Genomic DNA, 12,592 nt, shown 5'->3' with positions numbered 1-12,592 from the left:
ATGATGGAAAACATGAATATCGTAACTGCAGAGCAACAGGCTCCGAACACTATTTCCGCCAGCAACGCCATTTTTAACGTTCAGGCATTAACGCAGCTTCAGTCAGTGGCGGGACTGATGGCACAGGCTGCCGTCACGGTTCCCGAGCATCTTCGCGGGAATCCTGCCGACTGCATGGCAATCATCATGCAGGCCATGCAATGGGGCATGAACCCTTACGCAGTGGCGCAGAAAACGCACCTGGTCAACGGCGTGCTGGGCTACGAAGCGCAGTTGGTAAACGCGGTGATCTCCAGCTCTAACGCCATCGTTGGCCGCTTTCACTATGAGTACGAAGGCGATTGGTCGAAATGCGCCAGCAGCCGCGAAGAGATCGTGAAGAAGCCTGCAAAAGGCGGCGGGACTTACGACAAGAAAGAAATAGTACGGGGCTGGAACAGCGCCGACGAGCAAGGCCTGTCGGTTCGTGTGGGCGCCGTCATTCGCGGCGAAAGTGAGATCACCTGGGGCGAACCGGTATTCCTCTCCAGCGTGATTACACGTAACTCTCCACTGTGGATTTCGAACCCGAAACAACAGATCGCGTATCTGGCCCTTAAATACTGGGCACGCCTGTACTGCCCTGCGGTCGTTCTCGGCGTGTATACCCCGGATGAAGTCGAGCAGCGCACCGAGAAAGAAATTAACCCGGCGCCGCAACGCGTTAGCCTGGCGGATATCTCAGGTGACACCGTCACAACCACGCAAAACGCACAGGAATCATCGGTAAATATCGGCTCACTGGCCGATGATTTCCGCGAGCGTATCGATGCCGCACAGGATGTGGACAGCGCCAAAGCACTGCGCGCTGACATCGAAAGCGCGAAGGTCACGCTCGGTTCTGCCCTGTTCACAGAGCTGAAGAACAAAGCGGTGAAGCGCTACTACCTGGTTGATTCACGTAACAAGGTTGAAGCCGCGATCAACTCCCTGCCGTCTCCGGATGAACCGGGCGCAGCAGAACGATTCGCCGAAGTTGAGCGGGTGCTGGCAACCAATAAGCGTCACATGGGCGACGAGCTGCACGATCAGTTCAGCATCACCCTGGCTGATATGAAACCGGAATACGTGGGCTAAGGGAGGCGGGAGGGTTCGCCCTCCCGGTAACGATATGAGTAAATCTTTAAACGCGCGCTGCATCCGTCGCTGGGAAATTGAGTTCAAAGGCCGTTGCGACTCGAAAGTAAGTCCTTGGTGGCGCAAACACCACCTCCGCGGTTACATCCGGGAATGCGCCCTGACAACTGCCGACTGCATGGTTGAGCGTATGGCTGAGGACAACGCTCTGGTTGATTTTCAAGGTAATGGTCGCGGTTGGTCACCTGCGTTCTCTGCCTGGTATGACCAACGTCGTAAGCAGTACCGAAAAGAAGCGTTGAGCTACCTCAATGAAGATGCCAGCAACGACGAGATCGACGAAGAGATTCAGAACGAGCTGGAGGCCTGGAATGACTGAGCTGAATTATAACCCGGCAGACCCCGACAAAATGCAACTCCCGAAGGGTAAGACCTGCGGCGACTGCGCCCATATCCGTCGCTGTAAGGCAATTTTCGGGCATACCGAAACCGATGCATATTGCGACTGGTCGCCATCCCGAGCGGTTTTCCGTCAACCATCCAACCCAGAAGACGGTGACCATGCGACTAATTAACCGCGGAAATCAGCAATCCCCATTAGCACGCCAGGCATGCGATATCGCACTGGCTACCCACCAGCAACGCTACGGCGACTACGGGCGTAGCAAGATGAAAGAGACGTACACGGTGAGAGTTGAAGGCGTGAAGGTCTGGGTAGAAGTAGTGAACCGCAAGGCCAGCTACGTGGCCACGGCGATGACAGGTATGCGCCGGCTGCGCGCACTGCCGGGTCAGGTTTCTTGATAACGATATTTCATTAACAGTTTTCCGGCAGCTCTATAATGAGTTGCCGGATCCGGAGGTAGTATGGCCAAGCTTCTTAATCTGCAGGAATGGGCGAATTCGACTTATTCAACCCCGCCGTCTCTTTCAACACTTCGCCGCTGGGCGCGGGAGGGGCGCATTTACCCTGCTCCGGAACTTCACGGAAAAGAATATAAGGTTCAGCCTGACGCCATCTATGTGGATCCGAGCAAAAAGAACCTTCGTCCCAAATCAAAACGCTTAGCGCTGCCAACTGGCGGCACTCTACTGGAGAGACTGACTCATGGCGAAAAGGCCAGTACGTTACGACGCTAACCTGCCCCGTAACCTGACCTATCGTAAAAGAGACAGGCTTTATAGCTGGCGAAACCCGATTACCGGTCAAGAATTATCTCTTGGCCGGATCGACAGAAAGGACGCCATTTCTCAGGCCATCGAGGCCAACAACTACATCGACCAAAATTACCTTCCGTCAGCGCTGCTTGACCGCATAAAGGAAACACCAACGTTTACGGTTAAAGCGTGGCTCGAGCGCTACGAAGTAATTCTTGAGCGAAGAGAATTGAAGCCCAACACGATGAAGGTCAGGCGCAATCAGATCGCCACTATCAGTGATGAATTCGGACGTATGCCGCTATCGTCGGTCAGCACGAAGGATGTATCTACTTTCCTGGAGAGTTACATACTCTGCGATAAGAAGAGTATGGCCTCAGGCCTGCGTTCGGTATTGTTGGATATTTTCAGGGAGGCGATCGTCGAGGGACATATTGAAAGGAACCCGGCAGAGCCGACAAGAACGCCGACGCCAAAAGTTAAGCGTGAGCGTCTTTTACTCGAGCAGTTCGAGATAATAAGGGATGCCGCAACCGCCCATTCCGAATGGGCTGCAAACGCATGTGATCTGGCACTTGTCACCGGGCAAAGAAGAGAGGACGTATCGTTGTTCAGATTCAGCGATATCAGGGATGGAAGATTGTTTGTCACGCAGGAAAAGACAGGTCACAAATTGGCGTTGCCACTTGATTTGCGACTGGACTCTGCTGATTTGGTATTGCAGGATGTTATCGATCGTTGCAGAAAAAACAACCCGTCAGACTTCATGCTGTATTCAGCGGTGAGACGTGGCGGCAGGAAGCCAGGGCCATTAACTCCGGACGGAATTACCCAGGCATTTTCTGATATCAGAGATTCTACAGAGTTAAAGTTTGGTCCCAACCCTCCTCCTTTCCATGAGATCAGGAGCTTGGCGAGCAGACTGTATGAAAGGGAGCGCGGAGAGGATTTCGCACAGAGACTGCTGGGGCATAAAAATTTAACAATGACCAAAAAATACCTGGACGCACGCGGTGCAGAATATGTTATGGTTTAGACAGGATATTGAAATTTCGAGTAATTTTCGTGGGATTTCGTGAAACAACCGAAAAAACACAACGAAAACAAGCACATAAAAAGAGACCGAATACGATTCCTGTATTCGGTCCAGGGAAATGGCTCTTGGGAGAGAGCCGTGCGCTAAAAGTTGGCATTAATGCAGGCTAAGTTACCCTGCCATTTAAGAATAGATGACAGCGCCAGGTTTTCCAGTCCGCGACCAAAGTGGCCTGAAAAAAAGGACGATTGTCACCCGCTAGAATGCAAAAACCGCAAGTTCTGCAGCCAGAACGTTGCGGTTTTTTATTGGAAATCAGAAAGCTACATCTGACAATTAACAGAGCTTTTCTGCACGCTCAATAAACGGGGCCAGGCTCATTTTTTCGCCAGGCTTTGCCGGATCGTCAATCTGGATAATGTCGATCGGTTTGGCGGTCGTTTTACCGCTTGCTACCTGCTGTCTGGCAATATCGTTCAGCGGGTATTGCACCAGCGTGCTGGGGTTGATGACATACAGCGCATTACCCGGTCGGCACGTCAGCATCACTTCTTCGCGATTAAACGCCCACTTGTCTTTGCCAACCTCAAAGCGACTGACGGTAATAACCTGCGGCGCAGCCAATGCAGCGCCTGAACTTGCCAGCAGTAACACAGAGATAATCAATTTTTTCATACGTTTTGCCAGTCCATCAGAACGGTTCCAGGGTTGCAAACAGGCTGACGATTGCCAGCACGACGGCCCCTATTCCCCATTCAATCTTAGTCATCCTAATAAAATAGAGAGTCATGCAGCGATTATCCTGCTGCATACGTGGTACGAGAACATACCGATTCGCCAGCGCAATCGCCACCATTAGCGCGACCAGCACACATTTTAACAACAGAAGTTGCCCATAGGCTGCATGCCAGGGAAAGGATAATCCGACAATAAACAGGCCGTTGGTGATGCCCGTCAGCAAGACGCCAATAACGAAAAGATGCCCAAAGCGGGAAAAACGCATCATGGTGGCGATCGCCTGTTGTTGCCAGCGGCCTTGCGCCATTCTCATACAGTAAAGAACGGGCAGCAAGCCGCCAAACCAGGCAGCGGCGCAGACCAGATGCAGAGCGTGATTAAGCTGCTGCACCGCCCGCGTTGCGCCGTCATGCAGCGTCGCATGTCCGACACCGGCTAATAAAATACACTGCGCAATCGTCAGCATCAGCAGCAGTCGTGACATACTGCGCGGCACAATGAGGGTCACCACCAGCGTAACCAGAGCGAGGATAATTTGCCACAGCCATACGCCGCCAAACTGCGTTTGCAGGACCGCTCCCCATATATCAACGGAGAAAACATCCTGCCAGCCGGACCCCATTAATCCCCCCTGGACAGCCAGCATCAGCGTCGCGCTGATGAAGCTCCACGTCGCGGCATGGCGTTGCAGGCGCATAAAACGGCGCATCATTAAACGTCGTACCGAAACAGGTGCCAACCAGGCGCCGTACAGCGCACAGCCAAATACCAGCATTAAAGAGGTGAAATGGATAAACCGCAGCGTAACCCAGGTGAATGCCAGCATCGTTTTATTTCACGCTAAAGGTATAGTGTCCTTTGGTTTTGTGACCGTCCACCGACACAACGTGCCAGTCAACCGTATATTTTCCGGCGTCCAGCGATTGTTCAACAGGAACGATCAGCTGCGTCTTGTCCTGCTCATTACGCGTCGCCTTGCCTGTTTTAATCGGCTGCTGCTGCGGGTCGGTCAACGTTGCACCGCTGAATGCAGGCTCGACACCCTCTGAAAAATTCAGGGTCAACGCCTCTGGAGATGCGGTAATCTGTGCATTCGATGCTGGATTTTGCTGTGTCAGGTGTGCATGTGCCAGTGCGGCAGGAGAAATCAACATGGAGACGAGAGCGATGAGAGCAAAGCGAAGTGAGGATGCAGATGAAGCCATATCAACTATTCCTTTTTGTTATGTCTAATCTATAGAGAATAACCTTCTACAATGAACGAGTCGAGAAGCATCAATTCAGGCTTGCCATTAGCGCACACTCTTAGTAACTTTTGCGCGCTACGAAATACCCATAAGGAGAAACGCATGAATCTGGCCAAACTCGAACAATCTGAAATGGATAAGGTCAATGTTGACCTGGCTGCGGCTGGCGTCGCCTTTAAGGAACGCTATAACATGCCTGTCGTTGCAGAAGTCGTCGAGCGCGAGCAACCCGCACATTTGCGAGACTGGTTTCGTGAACGGTTAATTGCACATCGTTTAGCGTCCGTTTCCCTCTCACGTTTACCTTACGAGCCGAAAGTTAAATAAACCTTATAATACGTTACGATTCCTTACATGATGACTGCTACAGTATAAGTATATTCTTAATCTATACTTTATAGATGATTGTAGACACTATGAAAAGGAAGTCATTATGTCACACTGGAAAATTGCCGCAGCACAGTATGAACCGCTTCAAACCTCACTAACTGAACACGTCGCCCATCACCTGCAATTCATCAGGGCGGCAGCCAAATGCCAATGTGAATTGCTGGTTTTCCCCTCCCTTTCTCTATTAGGTTGTATGGATGAAAGCGATGAGCTGCCAGCCCCACCCGATGAATCTCTGTTGCAGCCCCTCGCCCACGCCGCGGCGACGTATCGCATGACCATTATTGTGGGGTTGCCGGTTGAACATAACGAACGTTTTGTGAAAGGTATGGCGCTTTTTTCGCCGTGGATGACCTCCCCCTTAATGTTCCACCAGAGCCATGGGGCTTGTATTGCCAGACAGCGAAATACCATCAGCGTTGTCGACAGCCAGCCAGAAGGCATCGATATTGATCCTGCGTTTTCACTGTTTACCACCTGCCAGTGCGTCAGCGAACCTGAACTTCTCTCATCAACCTCTCGCCTGCAACGTTTCTCGCATCAGTTCGCCATTGCGGTACTGATGGCCAATGCACGCGGAAGCAGCGCATTATGGGATGAACGGGGCCGTTTAATTGTTCGCGCGGACAGCGGCTCACTGCTCTTAACTGGCAAGCGCACCTCTCAGGGTTGGCAAGGCGATATCATTCCATTACGCTAGGCGTTTTCGGCCAGGAGCATGGCATGTTGCGCATAATAGATACAGAAACCTGCGGTCTGCAGGGAGGCATTGTTGAGATCGCATCTGTCGATGTGGTTGATGGCAAAATTGTGAATCCGATGAGCCACCTGGTGCGACCCGACCGCCCCATCAGCCCGCAGGCAATGGCGATACATCGGATTACGGAAGCCATGGTGGCGGATAAACCGTGGATTGAAGACGTCATCCATCATTATTACGGTAGCGAGTGGTACGTCGCGCACAACGCCAGTTTCGACCGTCGCGTATTGCCGGACATGCCTGGGGAATGGATTTGCACGATGAAGCTGTCCCGCCGCCTGTGGCCGGGGATAAAATACAGCAACATGGCGCTGTATAATTCCCGCAAGCTGAGCGTACAAACCCCCGTTGGTTTGCATCAGCACCGTGCGCTATACGATTGCTACATTACCGCGGCACTGCTGATCGACATCATGAACACCTCAGGCTGGTCGGCAGAGCAAATGGTCGAGATCACTGGTCGCCCTGCGCTGTTAACCACATTTACCTTTGGTAAATACCGCGGTAAACCCGTTTCCGAGGTGGCAGAACGCGATCCGGGCTATCTGCGCTGGCTGTTTAATAACCTTGACAGTATGAGCCCGGAACTGCGGTTAACATTGAAGCACTATCTGGATAACGCCTAGACGGCCGCGTTGCCGGGCAACGTCCCCTGCGCCAGGCCAATCAAAAAGGCGAACTCAAGGGCCACACCTTCATAAGATTTAAAACGTCCGGACTTGCCGCCGTGACCGGAGTCCATATCCGTACACAGCAACAGTAGATTGTCGTCCGTTTTCAGCTCCCTCAGTTTCGCTACCCACTTTGCCGGTTCCCAGTATTGCACCTGGGAGTCGTGAAGCCCGGTGGTGACCAGCAGATGCGGATAAGCCTGTGTGGTGACGTTATCGTATGGGCTGTAGCTTTTCATGTAAGCGTAATATTCCACATCCTGCGGGTTGCCCCACTCTTCAAATTCCCCGGTGGTGAGCGGGATCGACTCGTCCAGCATCGTTGTGACTACGTCAACAAACGGCACTTGGGCAACCACGCCGTGAAATAACTCCGGACGTTCGTTAATGGCGACCCCCATCAGCATTCCACCCGCGCTTCCTCCCATGCCGTAGCAGAGTGAAGGCGCTCCGTAGCCCAGTTTGAGCAGCGCGTCACAGACGTCGAGATAATCGTTGAAGGTATTTTTCTTCTGCAAGAATTTACCGTCTTCGTACCACTGCTGCCCCAGCTCGCCACCGCCACGGACGTGGGCAATAGCATATACAAAGCCGCGATCCAGCAGGCTCAAACGGCTGCTGCTGAAATCAGCATCCATGCTGGCACCATACGAACCATAGCCATATACCAGCAGTGGATTTTTCCCTTTTTGGAAATGCCGCTGATGATAAACCAGTGAAACCGGCACCTCTACGCCATCACGGGCGGTTACCCACACATGCTCGCTGCGGTAGTTTGTCGCATCAAAACCGGGGACATCCGTCTGTTTGAGCACCCGTCGCTCTCCGGTGTCCATATCCAGTTCAAATAGCGTGTCCGGTGTCGTCATGGATGAATAACCATAGCGCAGCCGCGACGTCTCCGGTTCGGGATTATAAGCAAGCCAGGTGACATAAGCCGGGTCGTCAAAGGCAATCCCAACCACTTCACGCGTCTTACGGTTGATCTGCCGCAGGCTGGTTAAGCCCTGCTGACGTTCTTCCACCACCAGCCAATCGGTAAACAGCGTAAACCCTTCCAGCATAACGTTTTCACGCGGCGGAATTAACGCTTCCCAGGTCTGTTCATCACGCACACGGGTACGGTACAGACCAAAGTTTTTACCCTGTCGGTTAGATCGCAGATAAAACGCGTGTTGATAGTGATCGAGGCTGTACTCATGGTCTTTACGCCGCGGTAAAAAAACCAACGGTTCAGCGTCGGCCAGCTCAGCGTCAAGCAGCAGAACCTCACTGGTGGTCGCACTGGCAATATGAATAACGACATAATGCTGCGAAGTCGTTTTGTGCAGACTGACATAAAACATATCGTCTGCCTCTTCATACACCAGCCTGTCTTCGGATGACGGCGAACCGATGGTGTGTCGCCAGACCTGATACGGCAGCAACGTTGTTTCATGCTTACGCACGTAGTAGAAAGTTTGCGAGTCGTTGGCCCAGACGAGTTCAGGCTCGACGTTGTCGAGGACCTCAGGATACCAGTTACCGCTTTGCAGATTGCGAAAACGCACACCATATTGCCGGCGCGAGAGATAATCCTCAGCCAGCGCCATGATGGTGTTGTCCGGGGAGATTGCCAGACCGCCCAGCGTATAAAACTCGCTGTGAGCTGCGCGCTGGTTTCCGTCCAGCAACGTATCCCAGGCATCCCACTCTTCGCTGAGCGCAGACTGACGCTGGTAAATGGCATACTCACAACCGGGCTCATAGATATGCCGGTAGCGATAACCGTTTTTCACGTAGGGAGCCGAAACATCCTGCGGGGGAATACGGTCGATAATTTCTTTCAGCACGCGATCCTGTAATGCCTGCTGTGAGGCCATAACCTGGCGACCATAAGCATTTTCTTGCTGCAGGTAATCGAGGACCTCTGGCTGCGAGCGGGTGTCATCTCGCAACCAGTAATAATTATCGACGCGGGTGTCGCCATGTTGCGTCATGGCGTGTGGAATACGAGGAGCGTTCGGTAGCATGTCACTGTTCTTTTGCTTAATCATCCTATAAGGGTGGCAAAAGTCAGCAATGATGCAAGCGAAATATGCTCCTGCGCCGTAACTATTTAGCCCGGCAATGCCTGTTTTTGTTGCTTAAGATCTTGCTCAATACCTTCTCGAACATCCTGTGGGATCTTTAACGCATCGCCCAGCGCGTTCAGATAGCTGCGCTCCATAAAGTGGTCGATATCAATCGCCGCACAGCTGAGGAAGTAGATTTCCAGCGCCTCTTCTTCGTTGCGGATCCCCTGTGCCAGACGCTGAGGATCCAGCGGTTGCTCAATGGCGCGTTCAATCAGGATGCGCCCCTGGTCTTCAACTCCCGCTTCACGCAGCTGCTGATCGATGGCCGCACGCTCTTTTGCATCGATATGACCATCGCTTTTTGCCGCAAAAACCAGCGCGAGGATCAGGCGTTCAGTCCGCTCATCCACCGGCGTACTTTGCACGCCAAACTGCGGCTCATCCTGATGCGCCGTGCGGACTTTATCTTTGTATTTGTTCCATAGCACGCTGCCAGCCACCGCGCCGCCACCGACGAGCAGCGCACTGGTGCCGTACTTTGTCAACAATTTGCGCGAGGATTTATTGGCTACCAGTAACCCCGCCAGTCCGCCTAATGCGCCGGGAACCAGCAATTTGCTCAGTCCCTGATCGCCCGAAGAAGACGCGGAAGATCCTTTTTGCCCAAGAAGAGATTGCAGTTGATTCAGCCAGTTAGCCATTTTACCCCTCAAGTACTGACGATTAATTATCACAGCGTACCCGAGGGGATGTCAGGAAGTGTCTATTGTAGCAAAAGATGCGCAAATACCAGGTTACTGCGCCAGATACTCTGCGCTGCCCGTTTTGCAATCAACCTTCACCTGATAGCGAATATCCGCACTCTTGCCGCGCACGGTAAGTGGTACCGTCCACTGCCCGTCTTTGCCGACAATGTCCTGTGGATTAACCCAGGCAACGGGATCGAGTTGTCCCAGTTTTTTCTGATCGTCAGCCCAGCGCACAATACGATTTTGCTGATAATCACGTTTCACGCTCGCAGCAATACCGTCGGCGTTCAGTCCCTCACACTTGGGAAACTGAACGGTCTTACTTTCCGTATTTGCAGCAAAGGTCGACACGCTGGCGGATAACAGCAGCAGGCTTAACAGCGTTTTTCTTTTATTCATTCTTTTCTCCTTTATCCCCTTCGTCCTTCAGGCCGCAGAAATGCAACGCGAAATCAGTTGGGTACAGCACAATGATTCAGGGAAAAGCATGGTACAAAACGCCGGGAGCGCAAGTCGGATCAGGCTGCTTGTGTGTCATCTCCGTCGGACGCCGTGTTTTCTACTGCCTGAGGCGACGGCAGTTTGCCGTTTTTCAGGATCGCACTTAGCACGTCTTTTTGCTCGGACAGCCACAGAGAAAGCGCTTCACGCTGTTCATCTTCCAGCGCGACCGGCGACTGCTCCAGCCAGGTGTCTAGCAGGTCTGCTGTATCCAGCATTTTGTCATACGCATCGGCTTCCTTTTTGCTGGTAAACGACATTTTTTCCTCACCTTCCCGAATGACTACGTATTTAACTTCAACCGCCATTTTGCAGCCTCTTAAATTACCTGTAATTATGTACAGTATATTCTTTTTCAGCCGCAAAATCAACCTGGTAATAAAGACAGACGCAAACGTTTTCGTATATACTGCACCCAGATAAAACAGGGGATTAATTTATGACGTTATTAGGCACAGCGCTGCGTCCGGCAGCAACGCGAGTGATGTTATTAGGTTCAGGGGAACTGGGTAAAGAAGTGGCGATTGAATGCCAACGCCTGGGTGTAGAAGTCATCGCCGTGGATCGTTACCCCGACGCGCCAGCGATGCACGTAGCCCACCGCGCGTACGTGATTAATATGCTGGATGGCGAGGCATTGCGCGAGGTTGTCGAGCGCGAAAAACCCCATTATATCGTGCCAGAAATTGAAGCTATTGCGACGGATATGCTGGTAAAACTGGAACAGGAAGGTATGAACGTCGTGCCTTGCGCGCGCGCCACACAGTTGACCATGAACCGTGAAGGCATTCGTCGTCTGGCTGCTGAAGAGCTGTTATTACCCACATCCTCTTTCCGCTTCGCCGATAGCGAAGCCCGCTTTCGTGATGCGGTGGCTGAAATCGGCTTTCCATGTATCGTGAAACCGGTAATGAGTTCTTCCGGCAAAGGTCAGAGCTTTATTCGCTCCGCTGAGCAGCTTACCGAAGCCTGGGAGTATGCCCAGCAAGGCGGCCGAGCCGGTGCGGGACGTGTAATCGTGGAAGGGGTGGTGAATTTTGATTTTGAAATCACCCTACTCACCGTCAGTGCCGTGGACGGTGTGCACTTCTGCGCGCCAGTAGGCCATCGCCAGGAAGATGGCGATTACCGCGAATCCTGGCAGCCGCAGCAGATGAGTGAACTGGCGCTGAAACGCGCGCAGGAAATTGCCCGCAAGGTCGTGCTGGCGTTGGGCGGTCACGGATTGTTTGGCGTAGAGCTATTTGTTTGCGGTGATGAGGTAATTTTCAGCGAAGTCTCCCCTCGCCCACACGACACCGGCATGGTGACCTTAATTTCGCAGGATCTGTCCGAGTTTGCGCTGCACGTCCGCGCGTTCCTCGGATTACCCATCGGCGCAATCCGCCAATATGGTCCGTCCGCATCAGCCGTTATCCTGCCACAACTCACCAGTCAGAATGTGACGTTTAATCACGTTGAAAGTGCCGTTGGTGCAGGTTTGCAGCTTCGTCTGTTCGGTAAGCCGGAAATTGATGGCTCACGTCGTTTAGGCGTTGTGCTGGCAACAGCTGAAAGCGTTGACGAGGCGGTTGAACGGGCGAAGAATGCTGCCGCGCAGGTGAACGTCGCAGGATAAAATATCGGGCCATCTGGCCCGTTTTAAGGTATTCCGTCGACCCGAAAAGCGTAGTGGACTGCACCCCAAGATTGGTTATCCAGCTGAATAAGGTGCAGTTTTTTTTGGCTAAATCACAATATTCCCTGGAAACGAAACTGACGTTAGTTGACCGTATTCTCTCCAAAAAGGCTCGGACCCTGCGCACAGCAAAACGTTTAGGATAAACAATTTTCGATAGGTGAAACCGCCGCCTGACTTACTATCCCGACTAAAATGGCTGTACTGCGCTAAAAGCAAAAAGCCTGCTTAGTTTCCTAAGCAGGCTTCTTAAATATGGCTCCTCTGACTGGACTCGAACCAGTGACATACGGATTAACAGTCCGCCGTTCTACCGACTGAACTACAGAGGAATCGGTTTGGAGGCCTATCTTAGCGGCGAAAAATTTTTTGTCAAACCCCATTTCCTTCAATGCGTATCAATTGGTGCTTCTCTCGACAGTTTGTTGCATTTACAGACATTTTATATGGAAAAAACTTTGCAGCTTTTTTGATTCTCCCTCATCATTTGA

Annotated in this window: 18 protein-coding genes and 1 tRNA gene; 11 read left to right on the top strand and 8 right to left on the bottom strand. The window is 52.3% G+C overall.

The window, feature by feature from the left end; translation table 11 throughout:
• Positions 1 to 3: 3 nt before the first annotated feature.
• From FDW98_RS05410 to FDW98_RS05385, 6 genes are all read left to right on the top strand, one after another.
• Positions 4 to 1,116 (top strand): RecT family recombinase, encoded by a 1,113-nt coding sequence (locus tag FDW98_RS05410; protein WP_137398778.1) that lies wholly within the window; start codon positions 4 to 6, stop codon positions 1,114 to 1,116.
• Positions 1,117 to 1,150: 34 nt separating this feature from the next.
• Positions 1,151 to 1,495, top strand: a complete 345-nt coding sequence (locus FDW98_RS05405; RefSeq protein WP_110497740.1) for a hypothetical protein — start codon at positions 1,151 to 1,153, stop codon at positions 1,493 to 1,495.
• On the top strand, positions 1,488 to 1,691 hold the full coding sequence (locus FDW98_RS05400; protein ID WP_137398751.1) for a hypothetical protein: 204 nt from the start codon (positions 1,488 to 1,490) through the stop codon (positions 1,689 to 1,691). Before FDW98_RS05405 ends, FDW98_RS05400 begins: the two co-directional genes overlap by 8 nt.
• Positions 1,678 to 1,920, top strand: coding sequence for a DUF4060 family protein (locus FDW98_RS05395; protein WP_001237028.1), 243 nt, complete (start codon positions 1,678 to 1,680; stop codon positions 1,918 to 1,920). Before FDW98_RS05400 ends, FDW98_RS05395 begins: the two co-directional genes overlap by 14 nt.
• 63 nt (positions 1,921 to 1,983) lie before the next feature.
• Entirely contained in the window at positions 1,984 to 2,256 is a 273-nt protein-coding gene (locus tag FDW98_RS05390) for an excisionase (RefSeq protein WP_032170291.1), read from the top strand.
• Positions 2,225 to 3,310, top strand: a complete 1,086-nt coding sequence (locus FDW98_RS05385; protein ID WP_137398750.1) for a tyrosine-type recombinase/integrase — start codon at positions 2,225 to 2,227, stop codon at positions 3,308 to 3,310. Before FDW98_RS05390 ends, FDW98_RS05385 begins: the two co-directional genes overlap by 32 nt.
• 336 nt (positions 3,311 to 3,646) lie before the next feature.
• On the opposite strand, the gene FDW98_RS05380 is transcribed toward FDW98_RS05385, so the two are convergent.
• Genes FDW98_RS05380 through yobA form a run of 3 tightly spaced genes read right to left on the bottom strand, consistent with a single transcriptional unit; the run spans position 3,647 to position 5,253 of the window.
• On the bottom strand, positions 3,647 to 3,985 hold the full coding sequence (locus tag FDW98_RS05380) for a YebY family protein (protein WP_096756691.1): 339 nt from the start codon (positions 3,983 to 3,985) through the stop codon (positions 3,647 to 3,649).
• Between the two features lie 16 nt (positions 3,986 to 4,001).
• Positions 4,002 to 4,874, bottom strand: a complete 873-nt coding sequence (copD, locus tag FDW98_RS05375; protein WP_096756690.1) for a copper homeostasis membrane protein CopD — start codon at positions 4,872 to 4,874, stop codon at positions 4,002 to 4,004.
• A 4-nt stretch (positions 4,875 to 4,878) separates the two neighbouring features.
• Entirely contained in the window at positions 4,879 to 5,253 is a 375-nt protein-coding gene (yobA, locus tag FDW98_RS05370; protein WP_096756689.1) for a CopC domain-containing protein YobA, read from the bottom strand.
• Between the two features lie 144 nt (positions 5,254 to 5,397).
• On the opposite strand from yobA, the gene FDW98_RS05365 reads away from it, so the two are divergent.
• The 3 genes from FDW98_RS05365 (at position 5,398) to exoX (ending at position 7,071) form a co-directional block, all read left to right on the top strand.
• Positions 5,398 to 5,622, top strand: a complete 225-nt coding sequence (locus FDW98_RS05365; protein WP_096756688.1) for a DNA polymerase III subunit theta — start codon at positions 5,398 to 5,400, stop codon at positions 5,620 to 5,622.
• 106 nt (positions 5,623 to 5,728) lie between these two features.
• Positions 5,729 to 6,385: a carbon-nitrogen hydrolase family protein gene (locus FDW98_RS05360; RefSeq protein WP_096756687.1), complete on the top strand. Its 657-nt coding sequence runs from the start codon at positions 5,729 to 5,731 to the stop codon at positions 6,383 to 6,385.
• A gap of 23 nt (positions 6,386 to 6,408) precedes the next feature.
• Complete coding sequence (exoX, locus tag FDW98_RS05355) at positions 6,409 to 7,071, top strand: exodeoxyribonuclease X (RefSeq protein ID WP_096756686.1); 663 nt, start codon at positions 6,409 to 6,411, stop codon at positions 7,069 to 7,071.
• On the opposite strand, the gene ptrB is transcribed toward exoX, so the two are convergent.
• The 4 genes from ptrB to yebG all read right to left on the bottom strand — a co-directional run bounded on the left by ptrB (position 7,068) and on the right by yebG (position 10,731).
• A complete protein-coding gene (gene ptrB, locus FDW98_RS05350) occupies positions 7,068 to 9,128 on the bottom strand; it encodes an oligopeptidase B (protein ID WP_096756685.1) in 2,061 nt (686 codons plus the stop codon). The genes exoX and ptrB overlap by 4 nt on opposite strands.
• Before the next feature lie 86 nt (positions 9,129 to 9,214).
• A complete protein-coding gene (locus FDW98_RS05345; protein WP_096756684.1) occupies positions 9,215 to 9,874 on the bottom strand; it encodes a tellurite resistance TerB family protein in 660 nt (219 codons plus the stop codon).
• Positions 9,875 to 9,967: 93 nt separating this feature from the next.
• Positions 9,968 to 10,321 (bottom strand): protein YebF, encoded by a 354-nt coding sequence (yebF, locus tag FDW98_RS05340; RefSeq protein ID WP_096756683.1) that lies wholly within the window; start codon positions 10,319 to 10,321, stop codon positions 9,968 to 9,970.
• A 119-nt stretch (positions 10,322 to 10,440) separates the two neighbouring features.
• Positions 10,441 to 10,731 carry a DNA damage-inducible protein YebG gene (gene yebG, locus FDW98_RS05335; RefSeq protein WP_096756682.1) on the bottom strand — a complete coding sequence of 97 codons (291 nt, stop codon included), beginning with the start codon at positions 10,729 to 10,731 and terminating at the stop codon, positions 10,441 to 10,443.
• A 131-nt stretch (positions 10,732 to 10,862) separates the two neighbouring features.
• Between yebG and purT the strand changes: the two genes are divergently transcribed.
• Positions 10,863 to 12,041: a formate-dependent phosphoribosylglycinamide formyltransferase gene (gene purT / locus FDW98_RS05330; protein ID WP_096756681.1), complete on the top strand. Its 1,179-nt coding sequence runs from the start codon at positions 10,863 to 10,865 to the stop codon at positions 12,039 to 12,041.
• 316 nt (positions 12,042 to 12,357) lie between these two features.
• On the opposite strand, the gene FDW98_RS05325 is transcribed toward purT, so the two are convergent.
• Positions 12,358 to 12,433 (bottom strand) — tRNA-Asn (locus tag FDW98_RS05325).
• Positions 12,434 to 12,439: 6 nt separating this feature from the next.
• On the opposite strand from FDW98_RS05325, the gene FDW98_RS23780 reads away from it, so the two are divergent.
• On the top strand, positions 12,440 to 12,574 hold the full coding sequence (locus tag FDW98_RS23780; RefSeq protein ID WP_226794618.1) for a DUF5951 family protein: 135 nt from the start codon (positions 12,440 to 12,442) through the stop codon (positions 12,572 to 12,574).
• Positions 12,575 to 12,592 lie beyond the last annotated feature (18 nt).

Origin of the sequence: Citrobacter sp. wls711 (genome assembly GCF_005281055.1) — a bacterium.
Classification (GTDB): Bacteria; Pseudomonadota; Gammaproteobacteria; order Enterobacterales; family Enterobacteriaceae; genus Citrobacter; species Citrobacter gillenii.
The sequence above is the reverse complement of the archived record's forward strand: the minus strand, read 5'-3'. Positions and strand labels throughout refer to the sequence as shown.

Coding starts and splice junctions, on each gene's coding strand:
- FDW98_RS05395 (WP_001237028.1), top strand. CDS start 1,678: ATGCGACTAATTAACCGCGGAAATCAGCAATCCCCATTAGCACGCCAG.
- FDW98_RS05345 (WP_096756684.1), bottom strand. CDS start 9,874: ATGGCTAACTGGCTGAATCAACTGCAATCTCTTCTTGGGCAAAAAGGA.
- yebF (WP_096756683.1), bottom strand. CDS start 10,321: ATGAATAAAAGAAAAACGCTGTTAAGCCTGCTGCTGTTATCCGCCAGC.
- ptrB (WP_096756685.1), bottom strand. CDS start 9,128: ATGCTACCGAACGCTCCTCGTATTCCACACGCCATGACGCAACATGGC.
- FDW98_RS05380 (WP_096756691.1), bottom strand. CDS start 3,985: ATGAAAAAATTGATTATCTCTGTGTTACTGCTGGCAAGTTCAGGCGCT.
- FDW98_RS05400 (WP_137398751.1), top strand. CDS start 1,488: ATGACTGAGCTGAATTATAACCCGGCAGACCCCGACAAAATGCAACTC.
- copD (WP_096756690.1), bottom strand. CDS start 4,874: ATGCTGGCATTCACCTGGGTTACGCTGCGGTTTATCCATTTCACCTCT.
- purT (WP_096756681.1), top strand. CDS start 10,863: ATGACGTTATTAGGCACAGCGCTGCGTCCGGCAGCAACGCGAGTGATG.
- FDW98_RS05365 (WP_096756688.1), top strand. CDS start 5,398: ATGAATCTGGCCAAACTCGAACAATCTGAAATGGATAAGGTCAATGTT.
- FDW98_RS05390 (WP_032170291.1), top strand. CDS start 1,984: ATGGCCAAGCTTCTTAATCTGCAGGAATGGGCGAATTCGACTTATTCA.
- FDW98_RS05410 (WP_137398778.1), top strand. CDS start 4: ATGGAAAACATGAATATCGTAACTGCAGAGCAACAGGCTCCGAACACT.
- FDW98_RS05405 (WP_110497740.1), top strand. CDS start 1,151: ATGAGTAAATCTTTAAACGCGCGCTGCATCCGTCGCTGGGAAATTGAG.
- FDW98_RS05385 (WP_137398750.1), top strand. CDS start 2,225: ATGGCGAAAAGGCCAGTACGTTACGACGCTAACCTGCCCCGTAACCTG.
- FDW98_RS05360 (WP_096756687.1), top strand. CDS start 5,729: ATGTCACACTGGAAAATTGCCGCAGCACAGTATGAACCGCTTCAAACC.
- exoX (WP_096756686.1), top strand. CDS start 6,409: ATGTTGCGCATAATAGATACAGAAACCTGCGGTCTGCAGGGAGGCATT.
- yobA (WP_096756689.1), bottom strand. CDS start 5,253: ATGGCTTCATCTGCATCCTCACTTCGCTTTGCTCTCATCGCTCTCGTC.
- yebG (WP_096756682.1), bottom strand. CDS start 10,731: ATGGCGGTTGAAGTTAAATACGTAGTCATTCGGGAAGGTGAGGAAAAA.